The 12,965-nt window shown below is 61.2% G+C and carries 10 protein-coding genes; 1 reads left to right on the forward strand and 9 read right to left on the reverse strand.

Annotated features, from left to right (window positions below):
• The 6 genes from LXM96_RS04200 to LXM96_RS04225 all read right to left on the reverse strand — a co-directional run bounded on the left by LXM96_RS04200 (nucleotide 1) and on the right by LXM96_RS04225 (nucleotide 8,585).
• The gene (locus tag LXM96_RS04200) at nucleotides 1–924 is read right to left on the reverse strand and encodes an ABC transporter permease (protein ID WP_239997085.1); all 924 of its coding nucleotides are present in this window, start codon (nucleotides 922–924) and stop codon (nucleotides 1–3) included.
• A gap of 61 nt (nucleotides 925–985) precedes the next feature.
• On the reverse strand, nucleotides 986–2,518 hold the full coding sequence (locus LXM96_RS04205; protein ID WP_239997086.1) for an ABC transporter substrate-binding protein: 1,533 nt from the start codon (nucleotides 2,516–2,518) through the stop codon (nucleotides 986–988).
• A gap of 42 nt (nucleotides 2,519–2,560) precedes the next feature.
• Nucleotides 2,561–4,381: an ABC transporter ATP-binding protein gene (locus LXM96_RS04210; protein WP_239997087.1), complete on the reverse strand. Its 1,821-nt coding sequence runs from the start codon at nucleotides 4,379–4,381 to the stop codon at nucleotides 2,561–2,563.
• A gap of 1 nt (nucleotide 4,382) precedes the next feature.
• A complete protein-coding gene (locus tag LXM96_RS04215; RefSeq protein WP_239997088.1) occupies nucleotides 4,383–6,161 on the reverse strand; it encodes an acetyl/propionyl/methylcrotonyl-CoA carboxylase subunit alpha in 1,779 nt (592 codons plus the stop codon).
• Nucleotides 6,158–7,765, reverse strand: coding sequence for a 5-oxoprolinase subunit PxpB (gene pxpB, locus LXM96_RS04220; RefSeq protein WP_239997089.1), 1,608 nt, complete (start codon nucleotides 7,763–7,765; stop codon nucleotides 6,158–6,160). Before pxpB ends, LXM96_RS04215 begins: the two co-directional genes overlap by 4 nt.
• Nucleotides 7,766–7,814: 49 nt before the next feature.
• Entirely contained in the window at nucleotides 7,815–8,585 is a 771-nt protein-coding gene (locus tag LXM96_RS04225; protein ID WP_239997090.1) for a LamB/YcsF family protein, read from the reverse strand.
• Between the two features lie 205 nt (nucleotides 8,586–8,790).
• On the opposite strand from LXM96_RS04225, the gene LXM96_RS04230 reads away from it, so the two are divergent.
• Nucleotides 8,791–9,537 (forward strand): GntR family transcriptional regulator, encoded by a 747-nt coding sequence (locus LXM96_RS04230; protein ID WP_239997091.1) that lies wholly within the window; start codon nucleotides 8,791–8,793, stop codon nucleotides 9,535–9,537.
• Between the two features lie 30 nt (nucleotides 9,538–9,567).
• On the opposite strand, the gene LXM96_RS04235 is transcribed toward LXM96_RS04230, so the two are convergent.
• The 3 genes from LXM96_RS04235 to LXM96_RS04245 form a co-directional block, all read right to left on the reverse strand.
• Nucleotides 9,568–9,801 (reverse strand): hypothetical protein, encoded by a 234-nt coding sequence (locus LXM96_RS04235; RefSeq protein WP_239997092.1) that lies wholly within the window; start codon nucleotides 9,799–9,801, stop codon nucleotides 9,568–9,570.
• Between the two features lie 103 nt (nucleotides 9,802–9,904).
• Nucleotides 9,905–11,593 (reverse strand): cis-3-hydroxy-L-proline dehydratase, encoded by a 1,689-nt coding sequence (gene lhpI, locus LXM96_RS04240; protein WP_239997093.1) that lies wholly within the window; start codon nucleotides 11,591–11,593, stop codon nucleotides 9,905–9,907.
• Nucleotides 11,593–12,594, reverse strand: coding sequence for a 4-hydroxyproline epimerase (locus LXM96_RS04245; protein ID WP_239997094.1), 1,002 nt, complete (start codon nucleotides 12,592–12,594; stop codon nucleotides 11,593–11,595). Before LXM96_RS04245 ends, lhpI begins: the two co-directional genes overlap by 1 nt.
• Between the last annotated feature and the right edge of the window lie 371 nt (nucleotides 12,595–12,965).

Here is a 12,965-nt window from a genome sequence, read left to right on the forward strand (position 1 = left end):
CTACTCCGTGCGGATGCGGGGATCGATCAGCCCGTAGGCAATATCGACCAGGAGATTGATGCCGACGATCAACAGCGAGAGTACGGTGATGACAGCCTGGAGAACCGGATAGTCTCGCGCTCCAACTGCATCAAAGGCCAGCGTTCCCAGACCTGGCCAGTTGAAGACGCGCTCGATGACGACGATGCCGCCCAGCAGGCTGCCGAACTGCAGGCCGAAATAGGTGACGAGCGGTATCGCGCAGTTGCGCAGCGCGTGCTTGTAGAGCACCGTTGTTTCGCTCAGCCCCTTGGCACGCGCGACCATGACGTACTGTGACTGCAGCGTGTCGAGCATGGTGGTGCGAACGAGGCGGACGTTGGTTGCTGTCAGGATGATGGCCATGGTGGCGCCGGGCATGATGTAGCTCTGGATGCCGCCCATCCCGCTTGGTGGCAGCAGTCCGAGCGTGATTGAGAACAACAGCACCAGCATGGTGGCGAGCCAGAAATTGGGAAAGGATAGCCCGATCAGTGAAAAGATCCGGATCGCCTGATCCAACCCTTTGCCCCGTGACGTTGCGGCCATGATGCCGAGCGGGATCGACAGCACGATCGAAATCGCCATGGAGACGAAGGCGAGCATCAATGTTGCCGGAACGGCATTGCCGATCAGCGTCGAGACCTGTGTGCCGCCGACGAAACTGCGGCCGAAGTCTAGGGTGATGATCCCCTTCAGGAAGTCGAAATATTGAACGAAGAACGGCTTGTCCGTACCAAGCGCCGCACGGATGCGCGCCAGGTCATCCTCCGTCATGCTGCCGCCGCCCTGGAACATCGTGACGGCGGGATCACCGGTCAGGCGGATGGCGAAGGACACCAGCAGTGTGATGGCGATGACGACGAAGATCGCCTGCAAAAAGCGTTTGACGAGGAAGCCGGCCACGTTTCTTTCCTTGAAGTCGAGGAGGTGCCGCCCGTTCCTCGGGCGGCACCGGATAGGACGCTTATTCGACGGTGACGTCGGTCAGCTTCAGGCGGTTGTCCGGCGGAGCGATGAAGTTCTTCACCCGCTTGGACACGCCGTAGATCGCGTTCGTGTTGTAGAGCGGAAGCTCGAGTGCACGGTCGGCAACATAGGCTCCGATCTCCTTGAGGATCCGCTCCCGCTCTGCACGATCGGTCAGTGGGCGCTGGGACTCCAGGAGCTTGTCCAGCGTGTCGTCCTTCTCGTAGGGGTTCCACTTCTCGCCTGAGTGGTACATCGAGTAAGCCGTGTTGTCGTAGTCGAACGTCCAGCCGCCCCACTTCTGCTGGAACATCGCGCCGGTCTTGCCCTGCGGGATGATGTCGTTCAGCAGCACGTTGGTCTCGTAGGGCTTGATGGTGGCGTTGAGGCCGACCATCTGCAGGTAGCTTGCCACGACCTGGGCGACCTCGTTCATCGTGGCGTCATTGCCGCGGATGTCGATCTGCAGGCTCGCACCCGGCTCGACGCCAGCTTCTTCAAGAAGCTTCTTTGCCGCTTCCGGGTCGTAGGGAAGCGGAGCGAGCTCTTCGTCATGGCCGAAGGAAAGCGCGCTCTGGAATGTCGCGATTTCGGCGCCCTGTCCGGCCAGGATGGAATCGACGATGGTCTTGCGATCGACTGCCATGATAATGGCCTTGCGGACCTTCGGATCTGCCGTGATGCCCTCGCGCGTGTTGAAGCGCAGTGAATCGACGGTCGGACCGGGAACGCTGACCACTTCCAGGTTCGGGTCAGATTCAATGACCGGGATCATGCCGATCGGAATGATCGGCGGGATCACGATGTCGACCCGGCCGGCCTGCAGTTCGGCAACGGCAGTCGCAGGCTCGGTGATGAAGCGGTAGTCGAGTTCCGAAAGCTTCGGCGCCCCACCCCAGTAGTCCTGGAAGGCCTCAAGCTTGATGCCGACCTTCGGCTCGTAGGAAACGAACTTGAAAGGACCGGTGCCGACAGGGTTGAGGTTGAAGAAGTCTTCACCCTTCTCCTCGATATACTTCGGCGGCACGATCATGGCGCCATAGCCGGCAAGCTTCGTCAGCAGAACCGGGTCGGGCGTCGAGAGCTTCATGTCGACCGTATAGTCGTCGATGACCTCGACGCTTTCGATGGCAACATAGTTCGACCGCTGCGGACCCTTGGCACCCTCTTCGCCGAGCAGGCGGTCGAAGGTGTACTTCACCGCTTCGGCGTTGAAGGGCTCGCCGTTGTGGAAAGAAACATTCTGGCGAAGCTTGAACCGGATCCGCTTGCCTTCGTCGAGTTCTTCCCAGCTTTCAGCCAGGGCCGGGACCAGCTCCATGTCGGGGCCACGATAGGTCAGCCCTTCGAAGATGTTGGTCGACACGGCCGCCCAGGCGACCAGGAAGGTGTCGATCGGATCCCAGCTGCCCGGATCCTGGGAGCTGGACAGCGTCAGCTTGCCTTCGGCATGCGCCGCAGTCGTGAACGCCGTTCCCGTCATCGCGAGCGCGACGAAAGCGGTCAGAAGTCCCCGTTTCATTATTCTCATGTACCTGTTCCTCTTCAGATGCGTGCGATTTTTCGCGGTTGTTCAGGCACTCTTCGCAACAAAGTGGCCTGGATCGATCTCCTCATGCGCGAGGATTGCGGGCTCGTCGCCGACACGGCGAACGGGATTTGGGATTTCCCCTTCCATCAATGTGACATTGCGTTCGGCGGACGGATCGGCCACCGGGACCGCAGACAGCAGCCGACGGGTATAGGCGTGCCGGGGCGTCTCAAAGATCTGGCGCCGGCTTCCCATCTCCATGATCTGTCCGAGATAGAGGACTGCCACGCGGTGGCTCATTTTCTCCACCACTGCCATGTCATGGCTGATGAAGAGGTAAGCCAGGCCGCGTTCCGCCTGCAGATCCATGAACAGATTGATGATCTGCGCCTGGATCGAGACGTCGAGCGCCGACAGCGCCTCGTCTGCAATGATCAGCTTGGGGTCCGAGGCAAGAGCGCGGGCGATGCAGATGCGCTGGCGCTGGCCGCCGGAGAACTCGTGCGGGTATCTGTCGGCATGAGCGGAACTGAGGCCAACCCGCTCCAGCAGTTCGTCGACCCGCCGACGCACTGCCTTGCCACCGGAAATAAGCCCATGCGTGTTGATCGGCTCGGCGATCGAGAACCCGACCGTCTTGCGCGGATCAAGTGAAGCGAATGGGTCCTGGAAGATGTACTGGACCTCCTGGCGCATGCGGAAGCGCTCAGCCGCCGACATTGCCGAGTAGCTCCTGCCGTTGAAGGAGATTTCTCCCGAGTGAGCCGTCTGCAACTGTTGGATTGTCCGGCCGATGGTCGACTTGCCCGAACCGGATTCGCCAACCAGAGCCAAGGTCTCGCCCGGATAGATATCGAAGCCGACTTTCGACACTGCGCTCAGCCGATGGGTGACCTTGCCCAACATCGTCTTGCGCATATCGAAGCGAACGAAGAGATCTTTGACGGAAAGAAGCGGCACCTCGTTGTAGCGCGCCGTATCCTGCACCCTTTCCTCGCCGACTACTGTCGGAACGTCGTTCTCAAGAACGGTCAGCGGCAGCCGCTTCGGGAATTCCTCTCCCGTCATGCTGCCGAGCCGGGGCACGGCCGCAAGAAGGGTGCGGGTGTAGGGATGCTGCGGGTCGGCGAAGATCTGCGACACCGGCCCCTGCTCGACCTTCTTGCCTTTCCACATCACCACGACCTCGTCCGCCATTTCGGCGACGACGCCCATATCGTGGGTGATGAAGACCATCCCCATGCCGAGGTCTTTTTGCAGCTCCCGCATGATCGTCAGGATCTGGGCCTGGATCGTGACGTCGAGCGCTGTCGTCGGCTCGTCGGCGATCAAGAGCTTCGGCCGGCAGGCGAGCGCCATCGCGATCATCACGCGCTGCCGCATTCCGCCGGAGAGCTGATGCGGATAGCGCTTCAGAAGCTGCTCGGAGTCCGGCAGACGCACCATGTCGAGAAGCCGCCTCGCCTCGGCCATGGCCGCAGACTTGCCCATCTTCTCGTGCAGCATCAGGACTTCACAGATCTGGTCGCCGATGGTGAATACCGGGTTGAGCGAGGTCATCGGCTCCTGGAAGATCATGGCGATCTCCTTGCCGCGGATGGTGCGCATTTCCTTCTGTGACGCCTTCAACAGATCCCGATCGCCGAAGACGATGCGGCCTGCGGCAAATTTTGCACCCATCGTGTCCGCTAGGCGCATGATCGACAGCGAGGTCACGGACTTGCCGGAACCGGACTCTCCGACGATCGCAACCGTCTTGCCGGGATGGACGGTAAAGGAGAGGTCGTCGACGACACGGCTATTGCCGAACTCGACGCTCAACCCCTCGACGGCCAGCAGCGGCTTTGCCTGTTCAATCGTCATCTCAGCGTCTCCCGCCCTTCTGCTCTTCGCGAGCGGCCTCTGCTTTGTCGGCAGGCGCCAGTCGAGCAATGAGGGCGCCGGCATTCTGGAAGGAGCCCGCCTCTGCCAGGATTGAGATGATGCCTGTGGCCGGAGCGGCCACGCAGGTTTCCATCTTCATCGCATCCATCATCGCAAGGATGTCGCCCTCCCGGACCTTGTCGCCATCGGCAACGTTCCACTGGACGAGCGTGCCGGGTACGGGTGCGAGAATTGAATTCTCATCTGCTTCCCTCTCGTCCGCTTGGTCGACAGGAGTCGGCGACAAAGGTGCCTGTCCAAACAGGGCAAGAAATTTGGCGGGAAGACCGATTGTGACCTTCTTGCCATCGATCTCGACCGTGCTTCGAAGGAGGCTTTGCGCTGCCGGCTGCGCTGGTCGCGCGGCGGCCGCCAAGTCACCAGCGAAGTCGTTCTCAATCCAGCGGGTGTGGATGCGAAACTCCTCGCCGGCAAAATCGGGATGATCGACCACCGCCCGATGGAAAGGCAGGACCGAAGGGACGCCCTCGATTTCGAATTCGGCAAGCGCCCGGCGCGATCGCGCGAGGGCGGCCGCCCGTGTAGGCCCCCAGACGATCAGCTTTGCGGCAAGCGAGTCGAACATCGCTGGGATCGCCGATCCGCTGCCGATACCTGAATCCAGACGAACGCCGGGACCCGCAGGAGCCTTGAACTGCTTGATATCCCCCGCAGAAGGCAGGAAGCCCCTGCCTGGGTCCTCCATGTTGATGCGGAACTCGATCGCATGCCCACGTGGCTCCGGCGTCTCGGTGAAGCTGAGTGGCAGGCCTTCCGCGATCCGGAACTGTTCGATCACGAGGTCGAGTCCCGTCGTCTCTTCCGTCACCGGATGTTCCACCTGGAGGCGCGTGTTGACCTCAAGGAAGGAGATGACCCCGTCGGTACTCAGCAGAAACTCGACGGTACCTGCACCGGTGTAACCGGCTTCTGCACAGATATCGCGGGCGGCCTGATGGATCTTTTCCCGCTGCTCTGGCGAAAGGAAAGGGGCCGGCGCCTCCTCGACAAGCTTTTGGTTGCGCCGCTGCAGCGAGCAATCCCGCGTTCCCACCACGACGACATTGCCCTGACGATCCGCCAGCACCTGCGCCTCGATGTGGCGCGGGCGATCGAGATACTGCTCGACGTAGCATTCCCCACGCCCGAAGGCGGCGACTGCCTCACGCGTGGCAGATTCAAACATTTCCTCCACCTCGTCGAGGTGGCGAGCGACCTTCAGGCCGCGACCGCCACCGCCATGCGCCGCCTTGATCGCAATCGGCAAACCGAAGCTGCGGCCAAAGGCGAGAGCCTCGGCGGAGTTGGAGATCGCGCCATCACTGCCGGCCACGAGCGGCGCGCCGACCTTCTGGGCGATTCGCCGTGCCTCGAGCTTGTCGCCCAGAGCCTCGATCACATGGGGATCCGGTCCGATCCAAGTCAGGCCCGCATCCATCACCGCCTGAGCAAATTCGGAACGCTCCGAAAGAAACCCGTAGCCGGGATGAACGGCATCTGCCCCGGCACGCTTGGCAATGGCGATGAGCTTGCCGATGTCGAGGTAAGTTTCCTTCGCACTCGACCCTTCAAGTGCGTACGCCTCATCAGCCTGCTCGACGAACAATGCTGCTGCATCCGCGTCGGCATAGACCGCCACGGATGCAAGGCCATAGTCCTTGCAGGCGCGGATAATCCGTAAAGCGATTTCGCCCCGGTTCGCGATCAGAACCTTCTTCATGCGTGGTTTCCTGAATGAATGCTGCCGAAGGGTCCGTCGACGGCGTTGAAGCGTATCCTCGCCCCAACCGGGATCTGCCCCGCGAGGTCGAGGTGATGGCAGGCAACGTTGGCGATAACAGGGTACCCGCCGGTCAACGGATGATCCGCAAGGAACAGAACCGGTTGGCCACTCGCCGGCACCTGGATCGCCCCCCGGACGGTAGCTTCACTAGGTAGTTCATCCTTCACCGCTCGCTCGAGTGCCTTGCCCTGCAGGCGAATGCCGACGCGGCTGGTTTGACCGGTGACGACCCAGCGCTGTGACAGGAAGCTCGTGACAGCTTCTTCCGTAAACCAGTCCGTCCGCGGGCCAAGGATGACATCGAGAGTAACTTCCTCGCCGGCTGCGGGAAGTGCGGGTGATTGCAGTTCTTCGGTCGAGACCGAAGCACCTGGCCGAGCCCGGCATATTCCGATGACATCGCCTGCGGCGAGCGGCAGGGGCCCGATCTGTGCCAGCGTGTCCATGGCGACGCTTCCCAGCACCGGCTCTACGTCAAAACCGCCGCGGACAGCCAGATAGGACCGCATACCGCTCCCCGGAGCGCCAAGTGTCACGACATCACCATCATCGAGCGCAATTGGCTTTCCGAAAGGCGCCGAGAAGCGCTTCCCCGACGCCGAAGCGATGGAGATGGGCACTGCGGCCCCGGTTAGCGCGACCTCGCCTCTTCCCCGCATCCGAAAAACGAGCCCACCCAGGGTAACTTCCAGCGCCGCCGCCCCGGCCGCGTTGCCGACCAAGCGATTGGCCGCTTTCAGGCTTGCCCGGTCCGCCGCACCCGAGCGGCTTATTCCCTGGCTTGCTTGGCCTGCACGACCAAGGTCCTGAAAGACCGCGGGGAGCGCGCAGGAGACGACTTCTATCGAGGCCTCGCCCGCCGGTATCAGCTGCTCCTCACGCAAGGGAGAGGAGGAAACCTTTGCTGCGGCAACGCTTGTCCTTCCCGCGACCGTCACCCGCTTGAACCGCACGCGGTAGCCCGGCTGAAGAAGGGCGGCAGGCTCCCGGTTTATGTCGAACATCTCCAAGGAGGTCGAGCCGATCAACTGCCAGCCGCCGGGGCTATTCTTGGGGTAAACGCCGGAGAACTCGCCGGCCAGCCCAACAGACCCGGCCGGGACGCTGGTGCGAGGCGATGTCCGCCGCGGCACCGCAAGACGCGGATTGCCGCCTGACAGATAGGCGAAGCCTGGCGCGAACCCGGTGAAGGCGACGGTGTATTCGCTTTCCGTATGAAGCTCTATGACCTCATCCTTGCTCAGCCCAAGCAGGGACGCCACCTCCGGCAGGTCTTCCCCGTCATATCGCACCGGAATCTCGACAACGACCGCTGACGGCGCCTTTCTTGCACCGCTCCCAAGCGAAGCCAACGCCGGCCGCAGCGACGCCACCGAGACCTCACGAGGATCAAATTCAATGAGGAGCGTTCGGGCTGCGGGTATGACTTCCCGTATCCCAGCGATAGGCGCCTCTTCAAGAGCACCATAAAGCGCAAGCGTCTCTTCAAGATCCGCCAACTCCACCAGCACATAGTTCTCCCTCACGGACAGGAAGCGCATCGGACTTTGGTTGGGCAACGGAGGGACAGAAGCAGCCTGCATCGGCGACCTACAACCCAGCGCCGGCGAAGGGCGCCACTGTAACGCTCGCCTCGACAAGACGCTCGCGCAAGCGTCGTGCCATGGCGACTGCGCCTGGGCTGTCACCGTGGACGCAGATTGACTGCGCCTCGACCTTGGTCATGGTCCCATCTATCGCTTCCACCATACCTTCTGTCACCATCCGCAGCATCCGCTCAGCAACAAGCTCCGGATCGTGGAGCACCGCACCACTTTCGCGGCGCGAAACAAGCATGCCACTTGGGGTATAGGCGCGATCGGCAAAGGCTTCGGCAGCCACTGTGAGCCCTGCATGCCTGGCCTGCTCTACGATCGGTGAACCGGCCAGCGCGAGGAGAATGAGATCCGGGTCGACGGAAAGGATCGCGTCAATGACATCTGCGGCCTGGCGGCGATCGGTTGCGATGGTATTGTACAAGGCACCGTGCGGCTTCACGTAGGTCACCTTCGTGCCTGCGGCTGCGGCCAATCCCTTCAAAGCGCCGATCTGGTAGATCACGTCGCCGACCAGCTCGTCGCTGGTCGGATCCATGTCGCGTCGACCGAAGCCTACGAGATCGCGGTATCCGACATGGGCGCCCACGGCGATGCCCCGCTCTTTGGCTGCCCGCAGGGTGCGCAGGATTCCCGCAGGATCACCAGCATGGAAACCACACGCAACGTTGGCGCTGCTGACAACGTCAAGCATGGCAGCGTCTTCGCCCATGATCCAGGGGCCAAAGCTTTCGCCCAGGTCGCTGTTGAGATCGATCACCCGCATTGCTGCTTGCCCCGCCTTATCTTGACAGGGACGCTACCAACTCGTGACAATGCTGTCCAGACTGTTGAACAATTTTTGGACATTGCTCTACATGTGCTTGTTTCGGCACCAGGGCGTGGAACTCTTGTCTGCGTTCGCTCGGGGCCTTTGCGGTTGAAGTCGCTGAGGTTTCCTGCAATGGCACAAAAGCAGTGGGGGCGTTCAAATGAACAAGAAGCAAGACAAAACGGAACTGCCGAAATTGCTGGAGCAGGAGGCGCTAGCCGCGCCGCGGACGCGACGGGGCGGCGGAAACGGTTCGGACACGAGCCCGACGCTCGCCGAGAGTGTCGCCGACCACATCCGCGAACGTGTCGTCTCCGGCATCCTGGTGCCTGGAAGCCATCTCTCAGAGATTCACCTAACCGAAGAATTGCAGGTTTCCCGCAATACGCTGCGCGAGGTTTTCCGGCTCCTGACCAAGGAGGGTCTGCTCCGCTACGAGGCCAACCGCGGCGTCTTCGTCTCGACGCCCAGCATGTCCACCATCGTCGACATCTACCGGGTCCGGCGGCTCATTGAGTGTCCGGCCCTTCGGCAAGCGCATCCGAGGCATCCGGCAGCGAGAAAGATGCGAGAGGCAGTCGACATCGCTCACCAATGTCGGGAAGCCGGCGATTGGCTCGGAGTGGGAAGTGCCGACATTGCATTTCACGCGTCGATCGTCGAGCTCGCGGATAGCCAGCGGCTGAGCGATTTCTACAGGCAGATCTCGCTGGAACTCCGGCTGGTCTTCGGGCTGCTTCGCGATCCGGAGTTCCTCCACGGACCATTCATCGACCAGAACCGGGCCATCGTCTCACAGCTGGAAGAGGGCAATTCTGTGCTCGGGGCGGATACGCTTGAAGCCTATCTCCTGCAGGCAGAACGTTTCATTCTCGGTGCCTATAGCCGGCTGATGGCCAATCCCTAAAGCGGACGGAAGTCCTGATCCGTCGCAACGCTATCCAGAGGCGGTTCCGGCCCAGTTGACCTCGAAGGTCATCTTGAGCCTGCCCACAAGACGCTTGTCGGAATCCGTCACAGTGATCTCGACATTTTCGGGCGGCGGAAAATTCCGGCAGACAAATTGCGCAAGAGCGTTGAACCCTGCATTCATCGCTTCGGCGGAGTCACCGACATCGATGGTGACTTCGCCTTCCCGATGATCCGCAATCAAGAGATGGAATTCCGGCATTACGCCCTCCATAGGGATGAAACCTGAGGGGATCGCGATTGTTCCTTCGCCTTGATCGACCTCGCCGGAGCATTCTCTAAGCCGGCTCGTTATCGACTAGGGATCAGGCAAGCCAAGCTGGACGATGCGCTGGAGCCCGACCGGTAACGACGGCGTCGGCGCATTGCGCGATGCTACCAAGGCGGACATGCCGTCCGCTGAGCCCCGGTCCGTAATGGGCATATTTGCCGGAGTTTGTCATGACGGTGCGCACCTTGGGCGGGAACAGCGGCTCACTTATGGAACACCAGCAAAGATCAGGAAAGACATTAACCCCTGCGCTTGCTAACTGCGCCAACGTCCCGTCCCGTTCGACCTCGGCGATCACATGTCGACCTGCCGTGATGATAACGGAGACATCCGCGTGCCGCTTCCTACGCGCAAGAGCAGAGGCAAAGGCGCGGCACTCGTCCAATGAAGCATGCGGGCTGCCGATCGCTACCAAGTCGATTCTTTCTGGACCGCTGGAGAGTTGATCCCATGCTGCCGCGAGCTGCGCCCGGGTCAGGGTCTTTTGGGGCAGGTCCCGCACGACTTGCGACGCGGCCTCAGGCGTGATGCCTTCTATATGAAGCATAGGCACGGCTGATGTGGTTCCGAAAGCAGCACACAATGCCTTCAGATCATCCACAGAGGGGGTCCCGGGAGCCAGTCCGCGCAGCAAGGGAATGCGATCTGGAGCGATCTGTCCGGCCGCGTAGCCGATCAGCGGCCACAACGCATCATCGGCCCCTGCGGGGAGCTCTACGTCCACGACAAAATGCGCCCTGCGGTTTTGGTGAAGATAAACCCCGGAGAACGGCGCGCGCCCGGTGAGCGCGATGCAGAGGTCGAGAAAATCGGGATGCTTAGGGGAGCGCGCGCCTAGGATCGAGTTTGCGAAAATGACTGCGTTCGATTCTGCCCATGCTATCATCTCACCGAACTTCGGCGCAGTGGGAAGCAGGTAGGGCGAGCAGGTATAGGTCGGCCGACAACCCATGCGAACGTAGGCATCGGCCAGCCTCGCTGCCGGCACACCGAAAGCCGCCGGCACCTCCTGCGCCCGCCAGTTTTCATGGTCGACAGAAATCGCGTTCAGGGTCGTGGGGATGCGCACTCGAGCGCCTAGGTCCGCCATCCGTTCCGCAAAAGTCAAGTTCGCTGGGCTGGCATAGATACAGCCATCGACATGTGCCTGCGTCACATCCACGAGTCGGGGAGCACCCTGCTGAGCTGCCATCGCGCAGATGATCTGCATTGCCTGCTGGACGCTTGGTCCCGCCTCTCCCGAAAGCATGGCGCGATCGGCCTCTGTCAGCGCAATGCCAGATGTGGGCGGCGGATCGAGCGGAACGGTAATTCCATTGCCCTCCACCGCTTCCTGCGTAACGCGCAGATTGCGGCAGGTGGACAAGCTTTGGAATACGGAGGGCGTTACGCGAACTACCGGGACAGAGTGAGCGAACATCATCGCCGCCACCAGGGCGCCAAGAGTGAGGACATCCTCCGAACCGCTGAAGATCAGGGCGGCAGGCGCGCGACCATTCAAGATCAGGTCGAGGAATACGCCCGAACCGGAACAAGAGCCGCGACTGGACGGCATCAGGAGTACGGAGCCGGAAAGGCAGAGTCCGTGCAGCGAGTGGTGTACGTCGATCACCCTGGCATCATCAGGCGAGACCCCTCCCCAGAAGCTGAGCGGCTCGTCGGTTACGAGCACCGCACCTTCGGCTTCTCCGGGAAGTATGCTTAGGCAGCGCTCTGGAAACATTACCTGACGACGAAGCCATGGGCGAAAGGATCGCGATCGTCGATGAAGATCGTGTTGATGCCAGTCATCCGGGCCCATCCCGCAATCGAGGGGATGACTGCCTCGCGACCAGCAACGGTCGTTGCGCCCTCGAGCCGCCCCTTGAAGAGCGATCCGATGATGGACTCGTGAACGAACTCGTCCCCGACCTGGAGCTTCCCCTTGGCGGCCAGTTGCGCCATGCGCGCGGAGGTTCCTGTGCCGCAGGGAGAGCGGTCAATCGCCTTCTCGCCGTAGAATACCGCATTTCGCGCATCCGCCTCCGGTCGGGTAGGAGCACCTGTCCACTGGATATGGCTGAGCCCACGGATTTCCGGATGTTCCGGATGCACGAATTCGTATTTCTCGTTCAAAGCAGCCCGCAGCTTAGGGCTCCAGCCCACAAGTTCACCTGCTGTGTGATCGGACATGTCGCGAAAGTTCTTCTGCGGCTCGACGATGGCGTAGAAATTGCCGCCATATGCGACGTCCACAACGATCTCGCCCAGGCCCTCAACCTCTGCAGTCAAACCCGCCGCGTAGAGGAACCCAGGAACGTTGGTAAGGCGGACCTCCTCGACAAAGCGCCCCTCCTGCCGATACGTGATGTCAACCTTGCCGGCAGGTGCATCGATGGAGAGTTTGCCCGGCTCGCGTGGTGTGATCAGGCCGTTCTCGATCCCCATGGTAATCGTGCCGATCGTTCCATGACCACACATGGGCAGGCAGCCGGACGTTTCGATGAAGAGCACTGCGACGTCGCAGTCCGCCCGTGTTGATGGGTAAAGGATAGAGCCGGACATCATATCGTGCCCGCGTGGTTCAAACATGAGGCCCGTACGGATCCAGTCGTACTCGCGGAGGAAATGGGCCCGCTTCTCGAGCATGTTGGACCCCTCAAGCCGTGGCCCGCCCCCGGAAACAAGGCGAACCGGATTCCCGCAAGTGTGCCCGTCAATGCAGGAGAATGTGAAAGAAGCCATTTTCGTGTCCCTGTCTGAAGCCTCGCGGCAAGGAATGTTGAGATGTCGTCGGGAAGTCGCTTCTCGTCAAGTTAGCGGCAAAGTTCGTGGTTCCGGCACTTCTTCAGATTGAGATCTTCCAGGCGAAATGTCTCCGCGCGCGCTTTGTCCCTCTTCGAACGCCGGAGTTTGACAGCAACGAACGACGCCGACCAATGCCCCGATCAGTGCTTTGTTTCCTGCACATAACCGACAAAATCTAGGCTCACTCATCGCGGTTCATGCAGCGGAAATCGATTGCTCGAAAATACAATCGATATACAAGAAATATATGGCGCCGTGAACGAAATTGTGCGGCTGTTCGGGCCTTGCCCAGGGCGAGGCCAACTGCG

Source organism: Rhizobium halophilum (genome assembly GCF_021648825.1).
GTDB lineage: Bacteria > Pseudomonadota > Alphaproteobacteria > Rhizobiales > Rhizobiaceae > Neorhizobium > Neorhizobium halophilum.

Excerpts from the sequence above, each read along its gene's own strand:
- LXM96_RS04205 (WP_239997086.1), bottom strand. The coding sequence starts at position 2,518 with ATGAGAATAATGAAACGGGGACTTCTGACCGCTTTCGTCGCGCTCGCG.
- LXM96_RS04210 (WP_239997087.1), bottom strand. The coding sequence starts at position 4,381 with ATGACGATTGAACAGGCAAAGCCGCTGCTGGCCGTCGAGGGGTTGAGC.
- lhpI (WP_239997093.1), bottom strand. The coding sequence starts at position 11,593 with ATGTTTCCAGAGCGCTGCCTAAGCATACTTCCCGGAGAAGCCGAAGGT.
- LXM96_RS04225 (WP_239997090.1), bottom strand. The coding sequence starts at position 8,585 with ATGCGGGTGATCGATCTCAACAGCGACCTGGGCGAAAGCTTTGGCCCC.
- LXM96_RS04215 (WP_239997088.1), bottom strand. The coding sequence starts at position 6,161 with ATGAAGAAGGTTCTGATCGCGAACCGGGGCGAAATCGCTTTACGGATT.
- LXM96_RS04230 (WP_239997091.1), top strand. The coding sequence starts at position 8,791 with ATGAACAAGAAGCAAGACAAAACGGAACTGCCGAAATTGCTGGAGCAG.
- pxpB (WP_239997089.1), bottom strand. The coding sequence starts at position 7,765 with ATGCGCTTCCTGTCCGTGAGGGAGAACTATGTGCTGGTGGAGTTGGCG.
- LXM96_RS04245 (WP_239997094.1), bottom strand. The coding sequence starts at position 12,594 with ATGGCTTCTTTCACATTCTCCTGCATTGACGGGCACACTTGCGGGAAT.
- LXM96_RS04235 (WP_239997092.1), bottom strand. The coding sequence starts at position 9,801 with ATGCCGGAATTCCATCTCTTGATTGCGGATCATCGGGAAGGCGAAGTC.